Here is a 21,390-nt window from a genome sequence, read left to right on the forward strand (position 1 = left end):
TTTAGGTGTAGGCACGCCTAATGTGCAACTTTAATCACCGTTCGTATACTCCAAGGAATTAAAAAATTCCACTTTGAGGTGTGTATATGGCCACTAAAAAACTAAGAAAATTGCAATTATGCAGCAGAGTAAGAGTGTTGCAGCGTCCTTTGTGCGCCATATATGGTGAGATGCGCTGGAATGCACTTTATGTGCAAAGCGAATGCTAAACCGGCCTGCTGGTTTGAAGAATGCACCCGCTCCTGCACCCCTTGAAAATTTCCTGCTTTTTGTTGTGATGTATTTTCACTTTAGTCACTTGTAAGAGATTTTTTCCACAACACATGCGCGTTTTTTGTGCGCAGATTTGAGTTTTCTGCCAAGATTCTTTCAGATATGCACTGAAAATGAGCAATTGGCAGAAAAAAGCGCTTTCTTTTTCATTTGGGCTTCACATTTGGCTCGAAAGCGATAACAAATTGCACCAACACGAAGAACCCGAACGGGACAAACAAGGAATGCCGCTTTACATGGGCATTCAGGGGATAATGTATGGATTACTTCATCCAGCAGCTCATTAATGGGCTTACGCTTGGGTCCATCTATGGACTCGTGGCAATTGGCTACACCATGGTCTATGGCATCATCGGTATGATCAACTTCGCCCATGGCGATATTTTCATGCTCGGTGGTTTTGCAGCATTGATCGTTTTTCTGGTTTTGACATCATTTTTTGCAGGCATCCCGGTGGCGCTTGCATTGTTGATCATGCTGGTTGTCTCGATGCTGATGACCGGTCTGTGGAACTGGACAATCGAGCGCGTTGCCTATCGCCCTTTGCGCGGTTCGTTTCGCCTGGCTCCGCTGATCACGGCGATCGGCATGTCCATCGCTTTGTCCAACTTTATTCAGGTTGCCCAAGGTCCGCGCAACAAGCCCATTCCGGCTCTGGTCAATGATGTCTATCATTTTGGCGGCATTACCATTGCCCTGAAGCAGTTGATCATTGTTGCGGTCACAGCCGTTTTGCTGGCAGCGTTTTGGTATATCGTCAACAAAACCCCGCTTGGCCGCGCCCAGCGCGCCACCGAGCAGGATCGTAAGATGGCGGCTCTGCTGGGTGTGGATGTTGACAAGACGATTTCCGTGACCTTCGTGATGGGGGCTGCGCTGGCTGCCGTGGCAGGCACCATGTATCTGATGTATTATGGTGTTGCGTCGTTTACCGATGGCTTCATTCCGGGTGTCAAGGCGTTTACGGCTGCGGTGCTCGGCGGCATTGGCTCGCTTCCCGGCGCGGTTCTGGGTGGTTTGTTGATCGGTCTGATTGAATCGCTATGGTCTGCCTATTTCACCATCGCCTACAAGGACGTTGCCACGTTTGGCATTCTGGCTTTTGTGCTGATTTTCAAACCAACCGGCATTTTGGGCCGTCCCGAAGTGGAGAAGGTCTGATCCATGTCCTCAACTGATACTGCTGTGACCAAAACCGATGGCCTGATGGTGCGGGCCATCAAAGAGGCTGTGTTTGCTGGCGTAATTGCGCTGGGCATGTTCATCCTCTATATCGGCGTCAAGACCGATCAGAATATCAACAACGAGTTGATCTGGTATACGCGCCCCGGATTGCTGGCGATTTTCGTTGCCATTGCCGCCATTGGCCGGTTTGCCATTGTTGCTTTTTTTGCGCCATGGGCCAAGGCACGCAAAATGCGGGCCTCGACAAAGCCGGTGTCGCTGGAAGTGGCCAAGCCTTCCTATTTCAAGACGCATTTTCTCAAAATCGCGCTCGTTGCCCTGATTTTGTACCCGCCGGTCATTCTGTTTCTGGTCGGCACTCAAGGCTCGTTGAAATATATCGATAACTTCGGCATCCAGATCCTGATCTACGTCATGCTGGCCTGGGGGCTCAACATCGTTGTTGGCCTCGCCGGTCTGCTCGACCTCGGCTATGTGGCCTTCTATGCGGTGGGTGCCTATTCCTACGCACTTTTGTCCCAGCATTTTGGCCTGTCATTTTGGCTTCTTCTGCCGCTGTCGGGCATTTTCGCAGCCCTGTGGGGGATCATCCTCGGCTTTCCGGTGCTGCGCCTGCGCGGCGATTATCTGGCCATTGTCACGCTGGCGTTTGGCGAAATCATCCGTCTGGTGCTGATCAACTGGACAGATGTGACGCAAGGCACCTTCGGCGTGTCGAGCATTCCAAAGGCAACCCTGTTTGGCATGCCGTTTGACGCTTCAGCCCATGGATTTGCCAAGACGTTTGGCCTGTCGATGTCCTCGGCCTATTACAAGATCTTCCTGTTCTATCTGGCATTGGCACTGTGCATGCTGACAGCCTATGTCACCATTCGTCTGCGCCGCATGCCGATTGGCCGGGCCTGGGAAGCCTTGCGTGAGGACGAAATTGCCTGCCGTTCGCTCGGCATCAACACCGTCACCACCAAGCTGACCGCCTTTGCAACGGGGGCCATGTTTGGCGGGTTTGCAGGCTCATTCTTTGCCGCACGTCAGGGCTTTGTTTCACCGGAAAGCTTTGTGTTCCTCGAATCCGCGGTCATTCTCGCCATTGTGGTTCTGGGTGGTATGGGCTCTCTCACCGGTATTGCGGTTGCTGCTGTTGTCATGATTGGCGGCACCGAACTGCTGCGCGATATGGACTTCCTCAAGCATGTGTTTGGGCCGGACTTCACGCCTGAGCTTTATCGCATGTTGCTGTTCGGGCTTGCCATGGTGGTGGTCATGCTGTTCAAGCCACGCGGTTTTGTTGGAACACGAGAGCCGACGGCCTTCCTCAAGGAACGAAAAGCCGTCTCTGGTAGCTTCACCAAGGAGGGGCATGGCTGATGACCTCCGGAAACAAGAATATGAGCAAAGACGCAATTCTAAAGGTCGAACATCTGTCGATGAAATTTGGTGGCCTTATGGCCATCAATGACCTGTCGTTTGAAGCAAAGCGCGGTGAAATCACGGCTCTGATTGGCCCCAACGGTGCTGGCAAAACCACGGTGTTCAACTGCATCACCGGGTTCTACAAACCCACCATGGGCATGATCACCTTGAAGCAGAAGTCCGGCAAGGAATTCCTGCTCGAACGGTTGTCGGATTTTGAAATTCCCAAAAAGGCCAAGGTCGCCCGCACGTTCCAGAATATCCGCCTGTTCTCCGGTCTGACTGTTTTGGAAAACCTGTTGGTGGCCCAGCATAACACGCTGATGAAGGCGTCGGGCTATACGATTTTAGGCCTGCTTGGGCTTCCGGCCTATAAAAAGGCCGAGGAAAAATCGATCGAGACCGCTCGATATTGGCTGGAAAAGGCCGAGTTGATTGATCGTGCCGATGATCCGGCGGGCGATCTGCCCTATGGCGCGCAGCGCCGGTTGGAAATCGCCCGTGCCATGTGCACCGGACCAGAGCTTTTGTGTCTCGATGAACCGGCAGCGGGTCTCAATCCGCGCGAGTCTCTGGCGTTGAACACTTTGCTCAATGGTATTCGCGATGACGTCGGCACATCAATCATGCTGATCGAGCACGATATGTCGGTGGTGATGGAAATTTCCGATCATGTCGTGGTGCTGGAATATGGCCAAAAGATTTCCGATGGTACGCCTGAGCATGTGCAAAATGACCCCAAGGTGATTGCGGCCTATCTGGGGGTTGAGGATGAAGAATTGGATGAAGCGATTTCGGATGTGGAAGCGATTGCCGGAGGCAATGTCTGATGGCCGGTGATGCACTTTTGAAAGTACAGTCTGTTGAGACTTTTTACGGCAATATCCGTGCATTGGATGGCGTGAGCGTAGAGGTCAACAGAGGCGAAATCGTCAGTCTGATTGGGGCCAACGGCGCGGGTAAATCCACGCTGATGATGACCATCTGCGGCAGCCCGCAGGCGCGCGCTGGCAAGATCATCTTTGATGGTGTGGACATTACCAAAATGCCCACCCATCTGATTGCCCGCGAGCGTATCGCGCAATCGCCCGAAGGGCGGCGGATTTTTCCGCGCATGACGGTGATGGAAAATCTGCAAATGGGCGCAGGTCTCGATAATCTCAAATATTTCCATGAGGATATCGAGAAGATTTTCACACTGTTTCCACGCCTCAAAGAGCGTCAAAGCCAGCGTGGCGGCACGCTCTCGGGTGGTGAACAGCAGATGTTGTCCATTGGTCGCGCGCTGATGGCGCGCCCGAAACTGCTTTTGCTGGATGAACCGTCACTTGGTCTCGCGCCACTGATCGTCAAGGGGATTTTCGAGGCGATCAAAAAGCTCAATCAGGAAGAGGGGCTCACCGTGTTCCTGGTCGAGCAGAATGCCTTTGCGGCGCTAAAACTCTCGGATCGCGCCTATGTGATGGTCAATGGTCGTGTGACCATGAGCGGATCGGGCAAGGAATTGCTGGCCGATCCACAGGTGCGGGCGGCCTATCTCGAAGGCGGTCGCCATTGATAGGCGGGAAGGGAAACTGAGATGCAGGGACTTTTTTTTGACGCTGAGCCAGATCCGGTTCGCATCGTTTTGCGCGTTTTGGTGGTGTTGCTCGGGTTCTGGACCGCTTGGCGGACCGGCAAGGCGGTGGCAGAAAGTTGGGAAGGCTATGGTCGCATCGTTGTCTACTCGCTGCTTCTGGCATTGGTGATGCGTTTCTTGCATCATGCACTGTTTGACGGTGGTATGCTGGACGCACCGCTTTACCTGATCGATTTTGTTGTTTTGCTGGCTTTTGCGGTGGTTGGCTTCCGCTTGCGCCGCACAGATCAGATGACCAACAATTACTATTGGCTGTATGATCGCACTTCTTCATTATCTTGGAAGAAGAAAGATTGACATGCTGGTTTTTCTCGCCTTTGATGGTGAAAAGAACACAGAGAAGACGACTGGATAATTCAAGAAGTCTAAATTGCGTTAGGTCAAAAATTATCCAGAAGATTTAAAGTGTTACACTGTCCGTCGGATGAATTTTCAAACACGGAACGGTGGAAAGAGTGGAGCAGTTTACCGGCGCAATCCTGGTGGGTGTTGTGTTGGAATTCGAAACAAACCCGCCTCAAAAACTGGGAGTCTCAGAATGAAGAAGTCGCTTCTTTCGGCCGTAGCTTTGACGGCTATGGTCGCCTTCAGTGGTGCCGCCAAGGCCGATATCCTTGTCGGCGTGGCTGGTCCTCTGACAGGCCCGAACGCTGCGTTTGGCGCACAGCTGCAAAAGGGTGCAGAGCAGGCTGCTGCTGACATCAATGCAGCAGGTGGCATCAACGGCGAGAAGATCAAGATCGATCTGGGTGATGACGTGTCTGACCCGAAGCAGGGTATTTCGGTTGCCAACAAGTTTGTGGCTGACGGCGTGAAATTCGTCATCGGTAACTTCAACTCGGGCGTGTCGATTCCGTCTTCAGAAGTCTATGCCGAAAACGGCATTTTGCAGATCACACCGGCCTCGACCAACCCGAAGTTCACCGAACGCGGCATGTGGAACACCTTCCGCACCTGCGGCCGTGACGACCAGCAGGGCGCTGTTGCTGGCCAGTATATCTTTGATCATTTCAAGGATGCCAAGGTTGCCTTCGTGCACGACAAGACCCCTTACGGTCAGGGCCTTGCTGATGAAACCAAGAAGGCCTTGAACAAGCTTGGCGGCAAGGAAGTGATGTATGAAGGCATCACTCCGGGCGAGAAGGACTATTCGGCCCTGATCGCCAAGATGAAGGAAGCCGGTGTTACCGTGCTTTACTACGGTGGCCTTCACACAGAAGCAGGCCTTATTCTGCGTCAGATGGCTGACCAGGGTCTGAAGGCAACGATGATTTCGGGCGACGGTATCACGTCGAACGAGTTGGCCTCTATCGCTGGTGATGCTGTTAACGGTACGCTGATGACCTTCCCACCAGATCCACGCAAAAACCCAGACGCTCAGGACGTGGTCAAGAAGTTCCGCGCTGCTGGTTTCGAGCCTGAAGCCTACACGCTCTATTCTTATGCTGCCCTTCAGATCATTGCCGAAGCCGCCAAGGCAGGCAACACGATTGATCCTGAAAAGGTGGCTGAAGCCATGAAGGCAAAGGGTCCGTTCAAGACCGTTATCGGTCCGATCGGCTTCGACGCCAAGGGCGACATCACCCGTCCCGACTACGTGATGTACACCTGGAAGAAGGGCCCAGACGGCAAATACTCTTATTTCCAGAACGAATAGTTCGCTCATGTGTTAACGCACCAGAAAAGCCCGGCACTGTGCCGGGCTTTTTTGTTTTGGTGTTATTGTCTGATTGAATTTTTTTGCCTTAACCTTTTATGGTGTAAGAATAAAATCTGTTTTTGCGAAGGGAGCGAAAATGTCGCTTTCTGCCTCAGAATTTCCAGTTCTCTTGCTTACTTCGACCTGTCCTTCCTCTTCTCGTTAACCTTTTGTTAACCAAATCAGCCGTAAAACTCGGCAATGATTTGTTTACGAAGATGACCAAAGTGCTAACAGAACCACGTTCCATCAGAATAAAAGGCCGGTCATTTTTGGCGGTTGTGCTCTCGCCGGATCTGCCGGTGGATCAGTGGCTTGAGCGGCTGGATGATCTCGCCTCGCGTTCGGCTGGCTTCTTTTTGGGCCGCCCGGTGGTGCTTGATGTGGCAGATCTGGCGATTGACCGCGAACAGTTGAAAGACCTGATTGCCAAGCTTGCCAGCCGCAATGTCAGCATTATGGGGCTGGAAGGTGCCAAGCCATCGATGGTGGAACGCGGCATGCCGCCAATCCTGAAAGGTGGCCGTCCGGTTTCTGATGTCGAAGTGCCCAAGCCCGCGCCAGACCCTGCGGCCGAGCAGATTGAAAAAGACGAGCCGCAGCCAGCGCCCGAGACCGCCACGCAGGAACGTGCGCCAGAGGTGCGAAGTGCTGTGCAGTCGCTGATGATCCCTGAGGCGGTTCGCTCTGGCCAATCGGTGATTTTTACCGAGGGCGATGTCACGGTGTTGGGTGCGGTGTCATCGGGTGCCGAAATTATCGCGGGCGGCTCTATCCATATTTACGGTGCCTTGCGGGGCAGGGCCATGGCAGGCTCGGTTGGCAATTCTACGGCGCGGATTTTTTGCCGCAAGATGGAGGCCGAGTTGGTGGCCATCGACGGCATTTACAAAATGGCCGAGGATCTGCCGCCAGAATTGTTGGGCAAGCCGGTGCAGCTTTGGCTGGAAGGCGACGCGATAAAAGCAGCGAAAATGGCCTGAGGTCAGTTTGACGCCGCCTTTGTTGCCTATGACAATTGATGAATTTGATTCGGCATCCGCCGGATTTAAAAAAAATACCAGCAGCTTGGCCGCAGACTGTGAAACACAGCACGGCGAAAGACAGGAGAGCAAGATGGGGAAGGTCATTGTTGTGACATCAGGCAAGGGTGGGGTTGGCAAAACCACATCGACTGCCGCCCTTGGTGCCGCACTCGCCCAGCGCGGCGAAAAAGTTGTCGTTGTGGATTTTGATGTCGGCTTGCGCAATCTCGATCTGGTGATGGGTGCCGAGCGCCGGGTGGTTTACGATCTGGTCAATGTGATTCAGGGCGATGCCAAGCTGACGCAGGCGCTGATCCGCGATAAGCGGCTGGACACGCTGTTTTTGCTGCCCGCCTCGCAGACCCGCGATAAGGACAATCTCACGCCGGAAGGTGTTGAATGGGTGATCACCGAGCTGAAGCAGCATTTTGACTGGGTGGTCTGCGATAGCCCCGCTGGTATTGAGCGCGGCGCAACGCTGGCCATGCGCCATGCCGATGTGGCTGTGGTTGTCACCAACCCGGAAGTGTCTTCGGTGCGCGACTCGGACCGCATCATTGGTCTTCTGGACAGCAAAACCGTCAAGGCCGAGCGCGGCGAGCGCATGGAAAAGCACCTGCTGCTGACCCGCTACGATGCCGCCCGCGCCCAGCGCGGCGATATGCTGAAGGTGGAAGACGTGCTGGAAATCCTGTCCATCCCGCTTCTTGGCATCATTCCTGAAAGCTCTGACGTGCTGAAGGCCTCGAACATGGGCTCTCCCGTCACGCTGGCCGACACCAAGAGTGCGGCTGCCACCGCCTATTTCGAAGCCGTCCGCCGTTTGGCCGGTGAAGATCTGCCTGTTACTCTGCCCGAGGAGAAGCGAGGTCTGCTCGGCAAGATTTTCTCCCGGAGGGCCGCATGAGCATTTTCAACCTCTTTCGCAAACCCCAAACCGCGCCGATGGCGCGAGAGCGCCTGCAAGTGCTACTCGCCCACGAGCGCGCCTCCCAAGGCTCCGACCTCGTCGCCATCCTGCGCGAGGAAATTCTGGCCGTGATTTCCAAACACGTCCAAGTGGATGCGGACAAAGTGCGCATCAAGGTGGACCGCGATGAGCATGTGTCGATTTTGGAGATTGACGTCGAAATTCCACGGGATGCGACGCCGCTTGCGGCGTGATACTAAGGCTGTCATTTTTAGAGAAGTTTCGGCGCAAAGGCTCTGCTTTTGCGCCTTTTTGTATCGGGTCATGAGCGCAATATTCGTGAAGGTGCCTCTTGAGTTGTTTTCTGTTTTAATGGGTGGATTGTTGCTGGTGCCATGAGGAAATTATTTTTTTAACTAATAGACACTGCATCCGCAATTCGGAGGGAAAATGGATTTAAATGACTCAGTCGACGCATTCTTCGCGTCAATCAGAGATTGGGGAGATGGCATTAAGCATCCCAGTTTTTGCTACGTGGCATTGGAAACGGCTACAGGATTTGAACTGCTACAGGCCAGACTTATTTTCGGCGCGACAACGCCGTTTGCACCGCTCGGCTCGTTTTCTTTTAAACGGGTAAGGGCAGGCCATTTCCGGTTGAGTGAAATTGATATTAGTCCCGAGGATTTCCTAGCGGAAGCACTGAGGGGTGTAATCCGCACTCCCCAAGGTGACATCCAGTTTAGCGGTTCTTCTGGTCGATATGGCGGGCATTATCAGCCATTCCACAGTGACGGAATGCCGAACGAGCGCATCGGAGTGCTGACGGTTCTAGGAGGTCAAGCGGAACTCCAACAACTACAGCCAGAACTGGATTGGGAATTAAAGGGCGCGACTATTCCATATGATGGTCTTCAAGAGCTGATGAACCATTATCGCGTGGGAACTTTGCGGTCAGACGTTATAGCAATTGAGGCCGTTGCTCTCGGAATTATAGCAATAGACCTTTCGACTTTGGTAACAGGCACGGAGTGTGAAATCGCAGTGAGAATGTCGCCCGCCTGTGATCCTGCCAAGGCAGGTGTAACCTACAGAGTTATGGGCGGCGGAAATCTTGTCGAACGAGGCGTTGTTTCTGGCGAGGTCATGGATTGGATAGTCGGAACAGATGGTGTGCGTCGGGGGAGCACAAAAATTCAAGTTCCGAGAGCTGCCGTCGTCCAAGCTTACGCATCATATTCCGGTATAGTCTATCATCAAGGATGGATTGCGGATCCGAGTATGGCGCAAAATCCACGCCGTGCTTCATACGAAGCGTTTGATCATAAATTAGCTAGTCTGGCCGACTTTCTGGCGAAACAGCCCGGAAAAGGTAATGCTCGTGATTTGGAATCAGGTGTGGCATGGCTACTGTGGATGTTGGGATTCAGCGTTACCAACCTAGGTCAAACCCCAAAATTGCAAGAGGCTCCGGACCTAATCGCGACGACGCCTCAAGGTCATTTTGCGGTCATCGAATGTACCACTGGCCCGCTGAAGACTGACAATAAACTTCCACTTTTGATTGAGCGGTCAGAAATTGTCCGCAGCAGACTCGAGGCGTCAAACAATAAACACTTAAAAGTCTTGCCGGTAATTGTAACATCCAAGAAACGATCAGAGATACGAGGAGATATCGAGCAGGCAGAGCGTCTTGGGGTTCTTATAATAACTGCTGAGACGCTGACGGCGGCCCTCCAACGGACACTCGTGCGTCGGGATGCAGACGAGGTATTTCTAGAAGGTGAGCAAGCGGTGGCAAATGCATTGGCAAAATATGAGACGCACTGAATCACGGCTCCTGGTTTTCAAGACGCATAGCGGGATTGGTTTGCGCACCACGGGTGTTGTGCGTTGCGATCAGCCACGTGCGCTCGATTTGGCGGCGCGTAAGGGCAAAAAGCTTGAATCCGTGCCGAGCGAGATTGTGGATGAGGTGTTGGCACGGTTGGCGACGATTCTTGAGTGAGGGGATGGTGGACCTCGGTGCAAGGATGCCCCCCTCTGGCTTGCCAGCCATCTCCCCCACAGGTGGGGAGATCGGATAGACGTTGTCGCTTGTTTCAACTGAAACGGTGGTGAGTTTCGATGTGGTGAAGGCTGGATGTGGAGCGGGAAGTCTGCTCCTTGTCGATCTCCCTCCTTGTGGGGGAGATGCCCGGCAGGGCAGAGGGGGGTATCCTTGCGCAAACGCCCCTCACTCCACCCGAAGCACCGCCGCCGCCTTCACCGCCGCAGACGCCCGGTTTTCCACGCCAAGCTTCACGTAAATCTGCTCCAAGTGTTTGTTCACAGTGCGGGCGGCGAGGCCCAAAATTTCGCCGATGTCGCGGTTGGGTTTGCCGCGGGCAATCCACAGCAGCACTTCAGATTCGCGCACGGTGAGGCCAAAGGCCTGGCGGAGTTGTTCGTCTTCGCGCTGGGTGTTGGTCTGGGTGAGGCGAAAGAGAAATTCGTCGGCCCCCATGGAGCCGAGATAGGTGATCTGAAGGCTGGCGGCCTCCGCTTGCGGCAGGGTAAAGGCCTTGTCGCGGGCAAGGGTGCCTTTGCCTTTCATGGTGTCAGCAATCGAGCGGGTCACGGTTTCCAATCCGTCATCAAACCCGGTGGCATCGCTCACCAATCGGCTGGCCTGAGGCGTGGACCATAGCAGGCTGCCATCGCCGCGCAGCGCAATCAGGTGGCGGCCTGCGGCGTCCAGTGCCACGCGCGCACTTTGGGCCGAGCGGGCGTTGGACAGATGCACGCGGATGCGGGCGCGCAGTTCATCAATATTGATCGGCTTGGTGAGGTAATCGACCCCGCCGGAATCCAGCGCGTGCACCACATGTTCTGTCTCGGTCAGGCCGGTCATGAAAATCACCGGCACTTGCGAAACAGAAGGGTTCGCCTTGATCTGGCGGCAGGTTTCAAAGCCGTCCATGCCGGGCATGATGGCATCCAGCAGGATCAAATCGGGGCTGATGCGCTCGACAATGCCAAGGGCGGCCTGGCCGGAGGTGGCAATCAGCACCGAAAAGCCGGATTGCTCCAAAGCGTCGGTGAGAAAGCCCAGCGTTTCCGGGCTGTCATCCACCAGCAGCACAATATCGCGCGGAGAGGAGGCGGGGGGAGAGGAGGTCTCAGCCACGGGGTTTCTCTTTCTCGATTGTATCCAGACGGGCGATCAATCCGGCCATGTCAAACGCTTGCACAAAGGCGCGCAGCTCTTCGACAAAGGTCTGATAATCCGGGTTGGTTGCCAGCTCTTGCAGCTTGCCGTCCAGCCCGCGTTTATAACCAATCTGGGCCAATTGGCGCAAATCTTCAATGGCGCTGGCATCGGGCAAAACCAGAGGCGGCTTGGCCTTAGGTGTGTCTGGCGTGATGTCATCGGCGTAGAGCCAAGTCAGTTTCAAATGGTGGGCCAGCTTGTCGCGCAGCATTTTCACATCCACCGGCTTGGGGATGGCATCATTATGGCCGCTGGAGCCGGGTTCGCGCACCGCACCATCGCCTATGTTGGCCGACAGCATCAGGATAGGCGCGGTTTGGCCCGCATCGCGCAACCTTTCCACCAATTGCCAGCCGTTCATGCCCGGCATGGAAATATCCACCAAAAACAGATCGGGTTTGACGCCTTCAATCAGCGCCAAACAATCTGGCCCGCTGTTGGCGGTGAGCACAATAAAGCCCAAGGGGGCCAGCGCCTCGCGCATCAGGTCGCGGTGGTCCTCGTTGTCATCCACCACCACGAGGGTGCGGCGCGGGCCATCGTAAGAATGGATTTTTCGCTCGGCTTTCGGGGCGGTGCTGGGCCGCACCACGGCAGACAGCATCAGCCGCACCCGAAATGTTGTGCCAGTGTCACGCTGGCTTTGCACGGTGATTTCGCCGCCCAAGGTGTTGGTCAGCAATTTGGTGATGGTCAGGCCAAGGCCAAGCCCCGGCATGGGGCGGGTGCTATCGGCCTCGCCGCGCTGGAAGGGTTCAAAAATCCGCTCAATGTCTTTTTCCGCAATGCCGCGTCCGGTGTCGGCAATGGTGAAGCTGGCCACCTGGCTTCGGTAATCGACATCAAAACGCACGGTGCCCGTATCGGTGAATTTGATGGCATTGGAGAGCAGATTGACCAGAATTTGCCGCAGGCGGCGCTCGTCGGTGCGCACATATTGCGAGAGGTTCTTGCTGCGGGTGTGGGCAAAAATCAGCCCCTTGGCTTCTGCCTGTGGGCGGATCATATCGACAATCTGGTCGAGAAAATCGTGAATATTCAGCTCCGCAGGTGTGACTTGCAGCCGCCCCGCCTCGATTTTGGAAATATCCAGCAAACCATCAATCAGGCCGGAGAGATGATCGGCCGAGCGGCGGATGACCTTGATGGCCGGTTGGCGCGGGGCAGGGATCGTGTCGTCCTGCTCCAGCAATTGCGCATAGCCAAGGACTGCGTTGAGCGGGGTGCGCAACTCGTGGGACAGGCCGACCACGTAGCGGCTCTTGGCGCGGTTGGCGGCTTCTGCGGTTTCCTTGGCGCTTTGCAAGGCGGCATCGGTTTTTTTGTGGGCGGAGATTTCTTTCAAAAGCAGGCTGTTTTGGCGATAGGATTCCTCTTCGGCCACCACCCGGCTATCGTGCGCCAGCACGTAAAACCATGTGGCAATTCCGGCGATGACGGAAAAGACAAAGAAAACAATCAGAATGGTGCCATTGACCACCAGCGCCGTCTCTGGCGAGGCGGCGGAGACCTGATGGGCAATCAGCGCCAAAATGGCTCCGATCAGCGAAATCGCGCCCACGCTGGTTAGCGCGTAGCGGCCAAGGCGGGTCATCAGCCGGTCAATCACCGTGTCCGGCAGCAGTTTGCGGGCGACCGTGCCGACTTGCGTGTTCAGGCGGGCGTTGGGCTTGCACATATCATGGCAGCGACTATCGAGCGAGCAACAGAGCGAACAGATGGGGGCGGCATAGGCGGGGCACCACGCCATATCCTCCGGCTCAAACGGATGCTCGCAGATGGAGCAGGTGATCTGGTGCAGCGTCTTCCAGCTTTGGCGCGGCTTGCGGGCCAGATAATATTTGCCCTTCGTCGACCATGCGATTAGCGGCGAAATCACAAAGGCGAGCAGGGTGATAAAGGTGGAAAGCGAGGCCAGAAGCGCCCCGAACAGGCCAAAGTGGGCCGCGAGTGCAAGGCTTGCTGAAATGAGCAATGTGCCGCAGCCGACGGGGTTGATGTCATAGAGATGGGCGCGTTTGAATTCGATGCCCTTTGGTGCCAGCCCCAAGCGCTTGTTGATGAACAGATCGGCGGAAATGGTGCACAGCCACGCCATGGCGATGATGGAGAAAATGCCAAGCGTTGCTTCCAAAAGCCGATAGATGCCAAGCTCCATCAGCAAAAGGGCGATGCCGACATTGAACACCAGCCACACCACCCGGCCCGGATGGCTATGGGTGAGGCGCGAGAAGAAATTGGACCATGCCAGCGAGCCCGCATAGGCATTCATCACATTGATCTTGAGTTGTGACACCACCACGAAGGCCACCATCAGTAACAGGGCAATGGTGTGGTTGGGGGCGATATAGCCAAAGGCGGTAAGATACATATGGGCCGGATCGGCGGCATTTTGCAGAGAAACACCATTGGAGAGGGTTAGAACCGCCAGAAACGAGCCGGCCAACAGCTTTGGCACGCCCACCACCACCCAGCCAGCACCGGCCAGAAACACGGCGAGCCGATGCCGCAATTTGCGCCCACCTTCGGGCGGTAGAAAGCGCAGGAAGTCCACCTGTTCGCCAATTTGCGGCATCAGTGCCAGAATAACGGCAGAGGCTGCGCCAAAATCCGCCAGGCGAAAGGGGGAAGTTGGCTCAATGCCCGCATTGGAATGGCTGATCCCGGCAAAAGCCTGCCAGAGGTCAAACTTGCTCCAATCCTGAAAGGCAATGAACACGAAGGGCGCGATGTTCAGCACAATCCAGATTGGCTGGGTGAGCAATTGAAAGCGCGAAATCAACTGGATACCGTAGGTCACCAGCGGAATGACCACAATCGCCGAGATGACATAGCCTATGGAGGGTGGAATGCCGAAGGCGAGGTTTAGTGCGCCGGTCATGATGGATGCCTCAATGGCAAACAGCATGAAGGTAAAGCCCGCATAGATCAGCGAGGTGATGGTGGAACCGATATAGCCAAAGCCCGCGCCACGGGTCAGTAGATCAATATCCACGCCTTCGCGGATGGCGTAACGGCTGATCGGCAGGCCCACCAGCAGCATGAGAAAGGCAGCCACCAGAATGGCGAAAAACGCATTGGTGGTGCCGTAAGACAAGGTGATGGTGCCGCCGATGGCCTCCAGCGCCAGAAAGGAAATGGCCCCGATGGCGGTTTGCGAAATGCGGCTGGAGGAAAAGCGGCGCGCGCTTTTGGCGGTAAACCGCAGGGCATAATCTTCCAGCGTCTGGTCGGCCACCCAGCGATTATACTGACGTCGAACCGGGATAATGCGTTGGCGTGCGGCCATGCGAAATTTTACGATCCTGTGTGGCTATGGTTTTGTTTTCAATGAATTGTTGGAGGGATTATCGGGCTTTGGCAAGCGCTGGCTGATTGATTCTGCGCAAAAGCCTGTTGTTTTCGTCTCTTGTATTCGTATTCTGAGCGTGTATGTCGCAATTTATCCGTATTTTGCTGGCCAATCGAAATACCAGATCAATTTTGTCGTGTTTTGTTTTGCGCCGGTTCGAAAACTGAAACACGAAAAGCCACACGCCCGTTAACCGATTGGTCTTTCTAGGAAGAAAGTGTCATCCGATGGATATGCCCGCCTCTAAATCCTCCGCCCCGCACGAACAAAGTTTCGGCACCAGTGGCATTGCGCCGATGGAGCGGCCCAGCCGCGTTACCCGGTTTTTTATGAGCATTGTTGGTTGGGCAGAGCGCTTGAATTTTAAATATGCCAAGCTTGGCAATCCGCCGGTCTATGACAATGCCACCTTTCCCTGGGCAAAAGAGGTTGAAAAAGCCTATCCGGCCATTCGCGCCGAACTGGACAAGATCTTGTTGCGCCAGAGCGAGCTGCCAAGCTTTCAGGATATTTCCACCGATGTGAAGACCATTTCCACCGACAACCATTGGAAGACCTTCTTTCTTCTGGGTTTCGGTTTGAAATCGCAGCAGAATATTGATGCCTGCCCGGAAACATGGAAGGCCATGCAAAATATTCCCGGTCTGACCACCGTGATGTTTTCAATCTTTGAGCCGGGCAAGCATCTGCCAGCCCATCGCGGCCCTTACAATGGCGTGCTGCGCCTGCATCTTGGCATGATTGTGCCGGAGCAGAGTGATCGCATTGCCATTCGGGTCAAGGATCAGATTTGCCATTGGGAAGAGGGCAAGGTGCTGATTTTTGACGATGCCTATGAGCATGAAGCCTGGAACCACACCGACAAGACCCGCGTGGTGCTGTTTGTTGATTTTACCAAGCCTTTGAAATTCCCGGCAAAGCTGGTCAACTGGATGCTGATGCATCTGGCAATCTTCACGCCCTTTATTCGTGAAGGTCTCGACAACCACAATGAGTGGGAAAAGAAATTTTACGCTGAAGCAGAAAGACTGCGCAATCAGCCGACGGCATAATTCCTTTAATCGGAATGGCACAGTCTCGACGCAGAGGTTTTCATGTGCCGTTTACCCCCTCTGGCTTGCCAGCCATCTCCCCCACAAGGAGGGAGATCGGATAGGCGTTCCCGCTCGTTTCAACTGAAACGGTGGTGCGTTTCGACGTGGTGAAGGCTGGATTTGGAGCGGGAAGTCTGCTCCTTGTCGATCTCCGTCCTTGTGGGGGAGATGCCCGGCAGGGCAGAGGGGGGTGAGCTATACGGTAAAACCTATGCGTCGTGTATTGTGCATATCTGGTGAGAAGCGCTGTAGAATGGAAAACCGGCTCTCTTCATGGTGATGAGGAGAGCCGATTTTTTTTCAAGACAGTGATGGTGTGTTGAGCCGTGCGGTGATGGCGGCCAATAATCTATCGCTCTCATAGGGCTTGTTGACCACTGGCACGTCATTGAACGATTCCGGCACCACCGATCCTTCCGCATAGCCTGTGGCAAAGATGAAGGGGATGCCAAGGCGACGAAGCTCTTCTGCCACGGCCACAGAAGTGTGATTGCCAAGGTTGATATCGAGCACAGCAAAGGCTGGTTTGGTGTTTTTCAACTGGGCCAGAGCACTCGGGGCAGAGCCTGCCGTCATTATTTTTTCAAAACCTGCATCGCTGAGCATCATCTCAACGTCCATGGCGATCAACATTTGATCTTCGACCAAAAGGAGTGGCAGGGTTTTATCAATGACTGACATGGGAGAGGCGTCCGTAGAAAATGCGTTGTTGTTCGCTTTCGAATCCGCCTGCCGAAAGCCACTGAGAAATTGTGAGGGTATAACCAGTTCGGCAACCAGGCCGGTCGGCTCAAATCGCACCGAGCTTTGGCCGCCAAGGTCATAGGGGATGCTGCGGTCAATCAAGGCCGAGCCGAAGCCTCGGCGGTATGGCTGCTCAACGAAGGGGCCGCCAGTCTCCTGCCAAACAAGCGTGCAATCGCCCTGATCTGTCCACGTCCAGCTCACACGCAAGGTTCCGCCAGGGCGCGACAGCGCACCATATTTTGCCGCATTGGTGGACAGCTCGTGGATCACCAGTGCCATAACGGCATAGGCGCGGCTATCGAGAATGACCATTGGACCATCCATATGGATGGCGGTCGTGTCGTGATGGTAGGGGCCAAGCTCTGCCTTGAGCAAATCCTGCAATTGGCCGGTGCCGCTGCCGCGGATCACCTGATCATGGGCATGGGACAGCGCCTGGATGCGCCCTTTGAGCGTCGCCACATAGTCGCTCAAGCTCTGTTCAAGCCGGGCTGGTGCGCCGACCAGAGACTTGATAACCGCCAGAATATTTTTGACCCGGTGATTGAGCTCTTCGTTCAGGATGCGCTGACGAACATCGGACTTCTGACGTTCATCCTGCATGATTTCGTTATGGCGCAGGACGGTTTCGACCGTCACGGAGCGAATGCCAGCGGCAATCTCACGATGAATGTCGCTCCAGGCGTTGGATTGCCGGTGCACGGTTTCTTTCCAGATCGCAAAGCTCTTGCGCGGCGTCAGCCTGTCGCCCAACGGACCGGTCGTATAGGATTTATCCGGGTTGCCAGCCCAGTTGAGGGTCTGCAATCTCTCTTTGCGGAAAAAGACCAGATAATCCCTTGGAATTTGGCTGAACGGGATGGCCAGCACACCGGACACGGCCTGATGATAGGCATCGGCCGGAGGAAAGGCGCTGGATAGAGTGTGGCTTGCCCAGATTTGCCCTTCCGACACACTGCTTAGAAAATGCATCAAGGGCTCAATATCCGCCGCAGGCGGGGTGGTGCCAATCGACGACCACTGACCGTTCATCCACAGGCCAATGCCATCGCATTCAATCAGGTCTTTAAAATCGGCCAGACTTTCACGAAACAGCTCTTCCACATCGGTGTGATGGGAGGCGAGATGCAAAAACCGATCCAGCGATTGGCGTGTCTGGTTTGACAGATTCAGTCTCAGGCTTTGCCGAAGGGCCAAAAGCTCCAGCGACAGGAACTCGCCAAAAATCTCGGCGGCAATGCGCTGCGAGAGCCCCAAAGTTTTGGGGCTGTAATGATGGCAGGCAATCAATCCCCACAACTCACCATTCATCATCAGGGAAATCGACATGGACGCGCCAACGCCCATATTGCGCAAATATTCCAGATGGATGGGAGAAACGCTGCGCAAATGCGCAAATGACAGATCCAGCGGCTCGCCGGAAGCATCCAGTTCGGGCACAAGCCGCACGCGCTCGCCACTGGCATCTGAAATGATGCGAATGGGGTTTTGCATGTAAAGCTTGCGGGCTTGCTGGGGAATGTCTGATGCCGGGAAATATTGGCCGAGAAAGCTCTCCAGATCGGCCCTTTTGGCCTCACTGATCACCTTGCCGGACCCGTCCGCGTCAAAGCGGTAGATCATCACCCGGTCATAGCCGAGCACGCCACGCACCAGGCGCGCCGAGGCTTTGATGAGGCTATTGATATCCTTGATATCTTTGATCCGGCCAATCAGCTCGCGTGCCAGCTGAAGTGGCTCGCTGATGCCCATGGAACGTTCAAATTCGAGAATGACATGGCCGCGAAAGCTATGGGCGCAAATATCGAAATAGGCACCATTGATCTGCACATGGGTCAGCACAGCGGGCCGTGACGCTTCGGGTGCCATGGAAAGGGCATTGCGCAGATCGTGGGTGATTTGATCGCCCACCAGTTCCTCAAGCCGCTGGCCATTTATTGGATCCGTCAGGCCCAGAAACGCTGCCGCATTGGCCGAATGCCGCAGCACACTGGATGCTTGCGCGTCGCAGGCCAAAAGGCAACCATGCGGCTGAATGCTGCCGGGAATATGGATGGGTTCGCGGTCGCAATTGGTCAGGTCAGTGGTCTGCAAGGCTGTCTTCCATCACGGTTTCAAACGCCTGATGGGCGAATGAAAAAGTTGCATTGGCCCAATGGATCATGCGTGCTTCATCCACATCCGGGATGGTGTCAAGCAGTGCCAAAAAGGCGCTCCAATTGGAAGAGTCTTTGGCCAGTGTCGCTAAGTGGGCACCGCCATTGGTGTGATTGATGTTCAGGGCGTCCAAACGCCTGACAAGCAGCTTTGCGCCCAGCGAAGAGCCTTCGAGCACGTAAAAGACGCCCAGCCAATCATCGATTGTTTCCGGCTGTGGCACTGCGACCTTATGGGCTTTGGTGCGCAATGGCTCGTCCGTGGGCAAACCAAGCGCAGACATATCCGCCCGTATGGCATCGCCAATCAAAGACGGCTGCCACCCGCTGAGCAGTTCAAAGGGGGCGCAGTTTTTTATCGTGCTCTCCAGAGGCAAGCGAAAACGGGCTGTGCCCAGAACATAGGCTTCATAAGCGCGATGGGAGGAGAACGCGCCGATCATGGCATCCAGCGCATTGTGCATCTGTGCCGTGCCACGCCTCAGCATCTGGCGCCGATGGGATACGGCCATCTAATTTTTCTCTCCCTAAACAAGAGCTCGTGTTAGCACTATAAATTGCGCACAAGCAATATATTACAAGGGGGGCTGTGACTGTTTCGTTTCAAGGTCGGATCATTCCGCCATGATAATCAAGTTGATACACGCACAGCTTATCGCGGCTTATGGTTTCTATACCAGTAAAGCGCCGGTATGAACCCTCAGTCTGATCTCGATATCGGTAGCCTTCAATCTCATGAGAGAATCCGCCTAAAAAACGGCCCTGCATGTAAAGATTTTGTAGAGATGTGGTGATGATACGTCCTGCGGTTTCAGCATCTAACAGTTCATCATGCAGGATTTTACCAAAGTAGTTCATTCCCCAGATTGGGATGCCATGATGCCAAACAATTTCCTGTCCCATGAAATCGGTGCCTCCGAAATAGCTGTCGAGATAGGAGAAATCTGCTTTTTTAAAACTGAGGTCATGGCTGCCGTCGCGGCATGACAGATCGTTTTTCGGTGCGCGTCCAATGTAGCAATTGGCTTTCGCTTCAACAATAAAGGCTTCTAGCTCGGTCATACCGTTTACCTTTTCTCGGAACAAAAAGAGAACATATTTCAGATTTCGTTTTTGGTCAACAGAGCTACTCAAGCTCTTTTCTCTCTCCATGCCGCCGTCTACGTCATTCGACGTATACGTTTTTGCACCGCAGCGATGGATACTCTCTTCAGCAACACGAAGACCTGCAATTCAACAGGTTGCCTAAGCAAAAGAGGGGAATATCAGATGAACTTCAAAGCACAGCTCAAGGGCGCGCTTCTGGGTACCATGCTGGCCAGCACCGCTTTCCACGGCGCATTTGCGGCAGATGACACGATTAAAGTTGGTATTTTGCATTCGCTCTCTGGCACCATGGCGATTTCCGAAACGACGCTCAAGGATGCCATGTTGATGCTCATTGACGAGCAGAACAAGAAGGGTGGCGTCCTTGGCAAAAAGCTGGAAGCCGTGGTGGTCGATCCCGCTTCCAACTGGCCGCTGTTTGCCGAAAAGGCGCGTGAGCTGATTTCCAAGGACAAGGTGTCTGCCGTGTTCGGTTGCTGGACATCGGTGTCGCGTAAATCGGTGCTGCCGGTGTTCAAGGAGCTGGATTCGGTTCTGTTCTACCCCGTGCAGTTTGAAGGTGAAGAAAGCGAGCGCAACGTTTTCTACACGGGTGCCGCACCTAACCAGCAGGCTATTCCGGCTGTTGACTATCTGATGAAGAATGAAGGCGTCGAACGCTGGGTGCTGGAAGGCACGGACTATGTGTATCCTCGCACCACCAACAAGATTTTGGAAGCCTACCTGAAGTCCAAGGGCGTGAAGGCCGAAGACATCAAGGTCAATTACACCCCATTCGGCTTCTCTGACTGGCAGACCGAAGTGGCGGCCATCAAGAAATTCGGCTCTGCTGGCAAGAAAACTGCTGTGATATCCACCGTCAATGGTGATGCCAACGTGCCGTTCTACAAGGAACTGGGCAATCAGGGCGTCAAGGCGGAAGACATTCCGGTGATGGCCTTCTCCGTTGGTGAAGAAGAACTGGCCGGTATCGACACCAAGCCACTGGTTGGCCATCTGGCCGCGTGGAACTACTTTGAATCGGTCGATACGCCTGCCAATGCCGAATTCATCAAGGAATGGCACGCCTTTACCAAAAACGACAAGCGCGTGACCAATGACCCGATGGAAGCCGCCTATATTGGCTTTAACATGTGGGTGAAGGCGGTTGAAAAGGCAGGCTCTGCTGATCCGGACAAGGTGATCGAGGCTCTGCCGGGTGTGACCGTGCCAAACCTGTCGGGTGGCTATGCATCGATGATGCCAAACCACTACATCACCAAGCCGGTACTGATTGGCGAAGTTCAGGAAAATGGCCAGTTCGACATCGTTTCGCAGACCCCGGAAGTGGTGGGCGATGCCTGGTCGGATTACCTGCCAGACAGCAAAGACCTGATTGCCGATTGGCGCATGCCAATGAACTGCGGCAATTTCAACGTCACCACCGGAAAATGCGGCGGCAAAGGCTCGTAATTATTCCCAGCCTGAAACTTGCTGCGGGTGCGTGGGCATCCGCAGTTTTTTCTCGTGGGGTATCTCTTTATCGTTTTGATATGAG

Annotated in this window: 18 protein-coding genes and 1 pseudogene; 14 read left to right on the forward strand and 5 right to left on the reverse strand. The window is 54.5% G+C overall.

Going from position 1 to position 21,390, the window contains the following annotated elements:
• Positions 1 to 531: 531 nt before the first annotated feature.
• The 11 genes and pseudogenes from E6C51_RS00510 (at position 532) to E6C51_RS00560 (ending at position 10,152) form a co-directional block, all read left to right on the forward strand.
• Entirely contained in the window at positions 532 to 1,434 is a 903-nt protein-coding gene (locus E6C51_RS00510; protein WP_146932972.1) for a branched-chain amino acid ABC transporter permease, read from the forward strand.
• Positions 1,435 to 1,497: 63 nt separating this feature from the next.
• A pseudogene (gene livM / locus E6C51_RS00515) lies at positions 1,498 to 2,826 on the forward strand (high-affinity branched-chain amino acid ABC transporter permease LivM); the annotation flags it as partial.
• Complete coding sequence (locus E6C51_RS00520) at positions 2,826 to 3,701, forward strand: ABC transporter ATP-binding protein (RefSeq protein ID WP_146932976.1); 876 nt, start codon at positions 2,826 to 2,828, stop codon at positions 3,699 to 3,701. The pseudogene livM and the gene E6C51_RS00520, both read left to right, overlap by 1 nt.
• Complete coding sequence (locus E6C51_RS00525) at positions 3,701 to 4,429, forward strand: ABC transporter ATP-binding protein (RefSeq protein ID WP_146932978.1); 729 nt, start codon at positions 3,701 to 3,703, stop codon at positions 4,427 to 4,429. Before E6C51_RS00520 ends, E6C51_RS00525 begins: the two co-directional genes overlap by 1 nt.
• 21 nt (positions 4,430 to 4,450) lie before the next feature.
• Positions 4,451 to 4,807 carry a DUF6867 family protein gene (locus E6C51_RS00530; protein ID WP_190234671.1) on the forward strand — a complete coding sequence of 119 codons (357 nt, stop codon included), beginning with the start codon at positions 4,451 to 4,453 and terminating at the stop codon, positions 4,805 to 4,807.
• Positions 4,808 to 5,048: 241 nt separating this feature from the next.
• Positions 5,049 to 6,167 carry a branched-chain amino acid ABC transporter substrate-binding protein gene (locus E6C51_RS00535; RefSeq protein ID WP_146932983.1) on the forward strand — a complete coding sequence of 373 codons (1,119 nt, stop codon included), beginning with the start codon at positions 5,049 to 5,051 and terminating at the stop codon, positions 6,165 to 6,167.
• Positions 6,168 to 6,427: 260 nt separating this feature from the next.
• Positions 6,428 to 7,192 (forward strand): septum site-determining protein MinC, encoded by a 765-nt coding sequence (minC, locus tag E6C51_RS00540; RefSeq protein WP_190234672.1) that lies wholly within the window; start codon positions 6,428 to 6,430, stop codon positions 7,190 to 7,192.
• A 133-nt stretch (positions 7,193 to 7,325) separates the two neighbouring features.
• A complete protein-coding gene (gene minD, locus E6C51_RS00545) occupies positions 7,326 to 8,141 on the forward strand; it encodes a septum site-determining protein MinD (RefSeq protein WP_146932987.1) in 816 nt (271 codons plus the stop codon).
• Positions 8,138 to 8,398, forward strand: a complete 261-nt coding sequence (gene minE, locus E6C51_RS00550; RefSeq protein ID WP_190234673.1) for a cell division topological specificity factor MinE — start codon at positions 8,138 to 8,140, stop codon at positions 8,396 to 8,398. The genes minD and minE overlap by 4 nt, the downstream gene beginning before the upstream one ends.
• 196 nt (positions 8,399 to 8,594) lie before the next feature.
• Positions 8,595 to 9,974: a hypothetical protein gene (locus tag E6C51_RS00555; protein ID WP_190234674.1), complete on the forward strand. Its 1,380-nt coding sequence runs from the start codon at positions 8,595 to 8,597 to the stop codon at positions 9,972 to 9,974.
• A complete protein-coding gene (locus tag E6C51_RS00560; protein ID WP_407920758.1) occupies positions 9,961 to 10,152 on the forward strand; it encodes a type II toxin-antitoxin system PemK/MazF family toxin in 192 nt (63 codons plus the stop codon). Before E6C51_RS00555 ends, E6C51_RS00560 begins: the two co-directional genes overlap by 14 nt.
• 228 nt (positions 10,153 to 10,380) lie before the next feature.
• Here the strand turns inward: E6C51_RS00560 and E6C51_RS00565 are convergent, their stop codons facing one another.
• The gene (locus E6C51_RS00565; RefSeq protein ID WP_190234675.1) at positions 10,381 to 11,313 is read right to left on the reverse strand and encodes a response regulator; all 933 of its coding nucleotides are present in this window, start codon (positions 11,311 to 11,313) and stop codon (positions 10,381 to 10,383) included.
• A complete protein-coding gene (locus E6C51_RS00570; RefSeq protein WP_190234676.1) occupies positions 11,306 to 14,686 on the reverse strand; it encodes a hybrid sensor histidine kinase/response regulator in 3,381 nt (1,126 codons plus the stop codon). The genes E6C51_RS00565 and E6C51_RS00570 overlap by 8 nt, the downstream gene beginning before the upstream one ends.
• On the opposite strand from E6C51_RS00570, the gene E6C51_RS00575 reads away from it, so the two are divergent.
• Entirely contained in the window at positions 14,685 to 14,942 is a 258-nt protein-coding gene (locus tag E6C51_RS00575; RefSeq protein WP_190234677.1) for a hypothetical protein, read from the forward strand. The genes E6C51_RS00570 and E6C51_RS00575 overlap by 2 nt on opposite strands.
• Positions 14,943 to 14,976: 34 nt before the next feature.
• Positions 14,977 to 15,801, forward strand: coding sequence for an aspartyl/asparaginyl beta-hydroxylase domain-containing protein (locus E6C51_RS00580; RefSeq protein ID WP_146933001.1), 825 nt, complete (start codon positions 14,977 to 14,979; stop codon positions 15,799 to 15,801).
• A gap of 342 nt (positions 15,802 to 16,143) precedes the next feature.
• Here the strand turns inward: E6C51_RS00580 and E6C51_RS00585 are convergent, their stop codons facing one another.
• The 3 genes from E6C51_RS00585 to E6C51_RS00595 form a co-directional block, all read right to left on the reverse strand.
• Entirely contained in the window at positions 16,144 to 18,684 is a 2,541-nt protein-coding gene (locus E6C51_RS00585; RefSeq protein ID WP_190234678.1) for an HWE histidine kinase domain-containing protein, read from the reverse strand.
• Entirely contained in the window at positions 18,671 to 19,258 is a 588-nt protein-coding gene (locus E6C51_RS00590) for a biliverdin-producing heme oxygenase (RefSeq protein WP_190234679.1), read from the reverse strand. The genes E6C51_RS00585 and E6C51_RS00590 overlap by 14 nt, the downstream gene beginning before the upstream one ends.
• A 91-nt stretch (positions 19,259 to 19,349) precedes the next feature.
• Entirely contained in the window at positions 19,350 to 19,808 is a 459-nt protein-coding gene (locus E6C51_RS00595) for a DUF5680 domain-containing protein (RefSeq protein ID WP_190234680.1), read from the reverse strand.
• 207 nt (positions 19,809 to 20,015) lie between these two features.
• Between E6C51_RS00595 and urtA the strand changes: the two genes are divergently transcribed.
• Positions 20,016 to 21,305, forward strand: coding sequence for an urea ABC transporter substrate-binding protein (urtA, locus tag E6C51_RS00600; RefSeq protein WP_190234681.1), 1,290 nt, complete (start codon positions 20,016 to 20,018; stop codon positions 21,303 to 21,305).
• Positions 21,306 to 21,390 lie beyond the last annotated feature (85 nt).

The organism is Gillisella terrae (assembly GCF_004801395.1).
GTDB lineage: Bacteria > Pseudomonadota > Alphaproteobacteria > Rhizobiales > Rhizobiaceae > Allorhizobium > Allorhizobium terrae.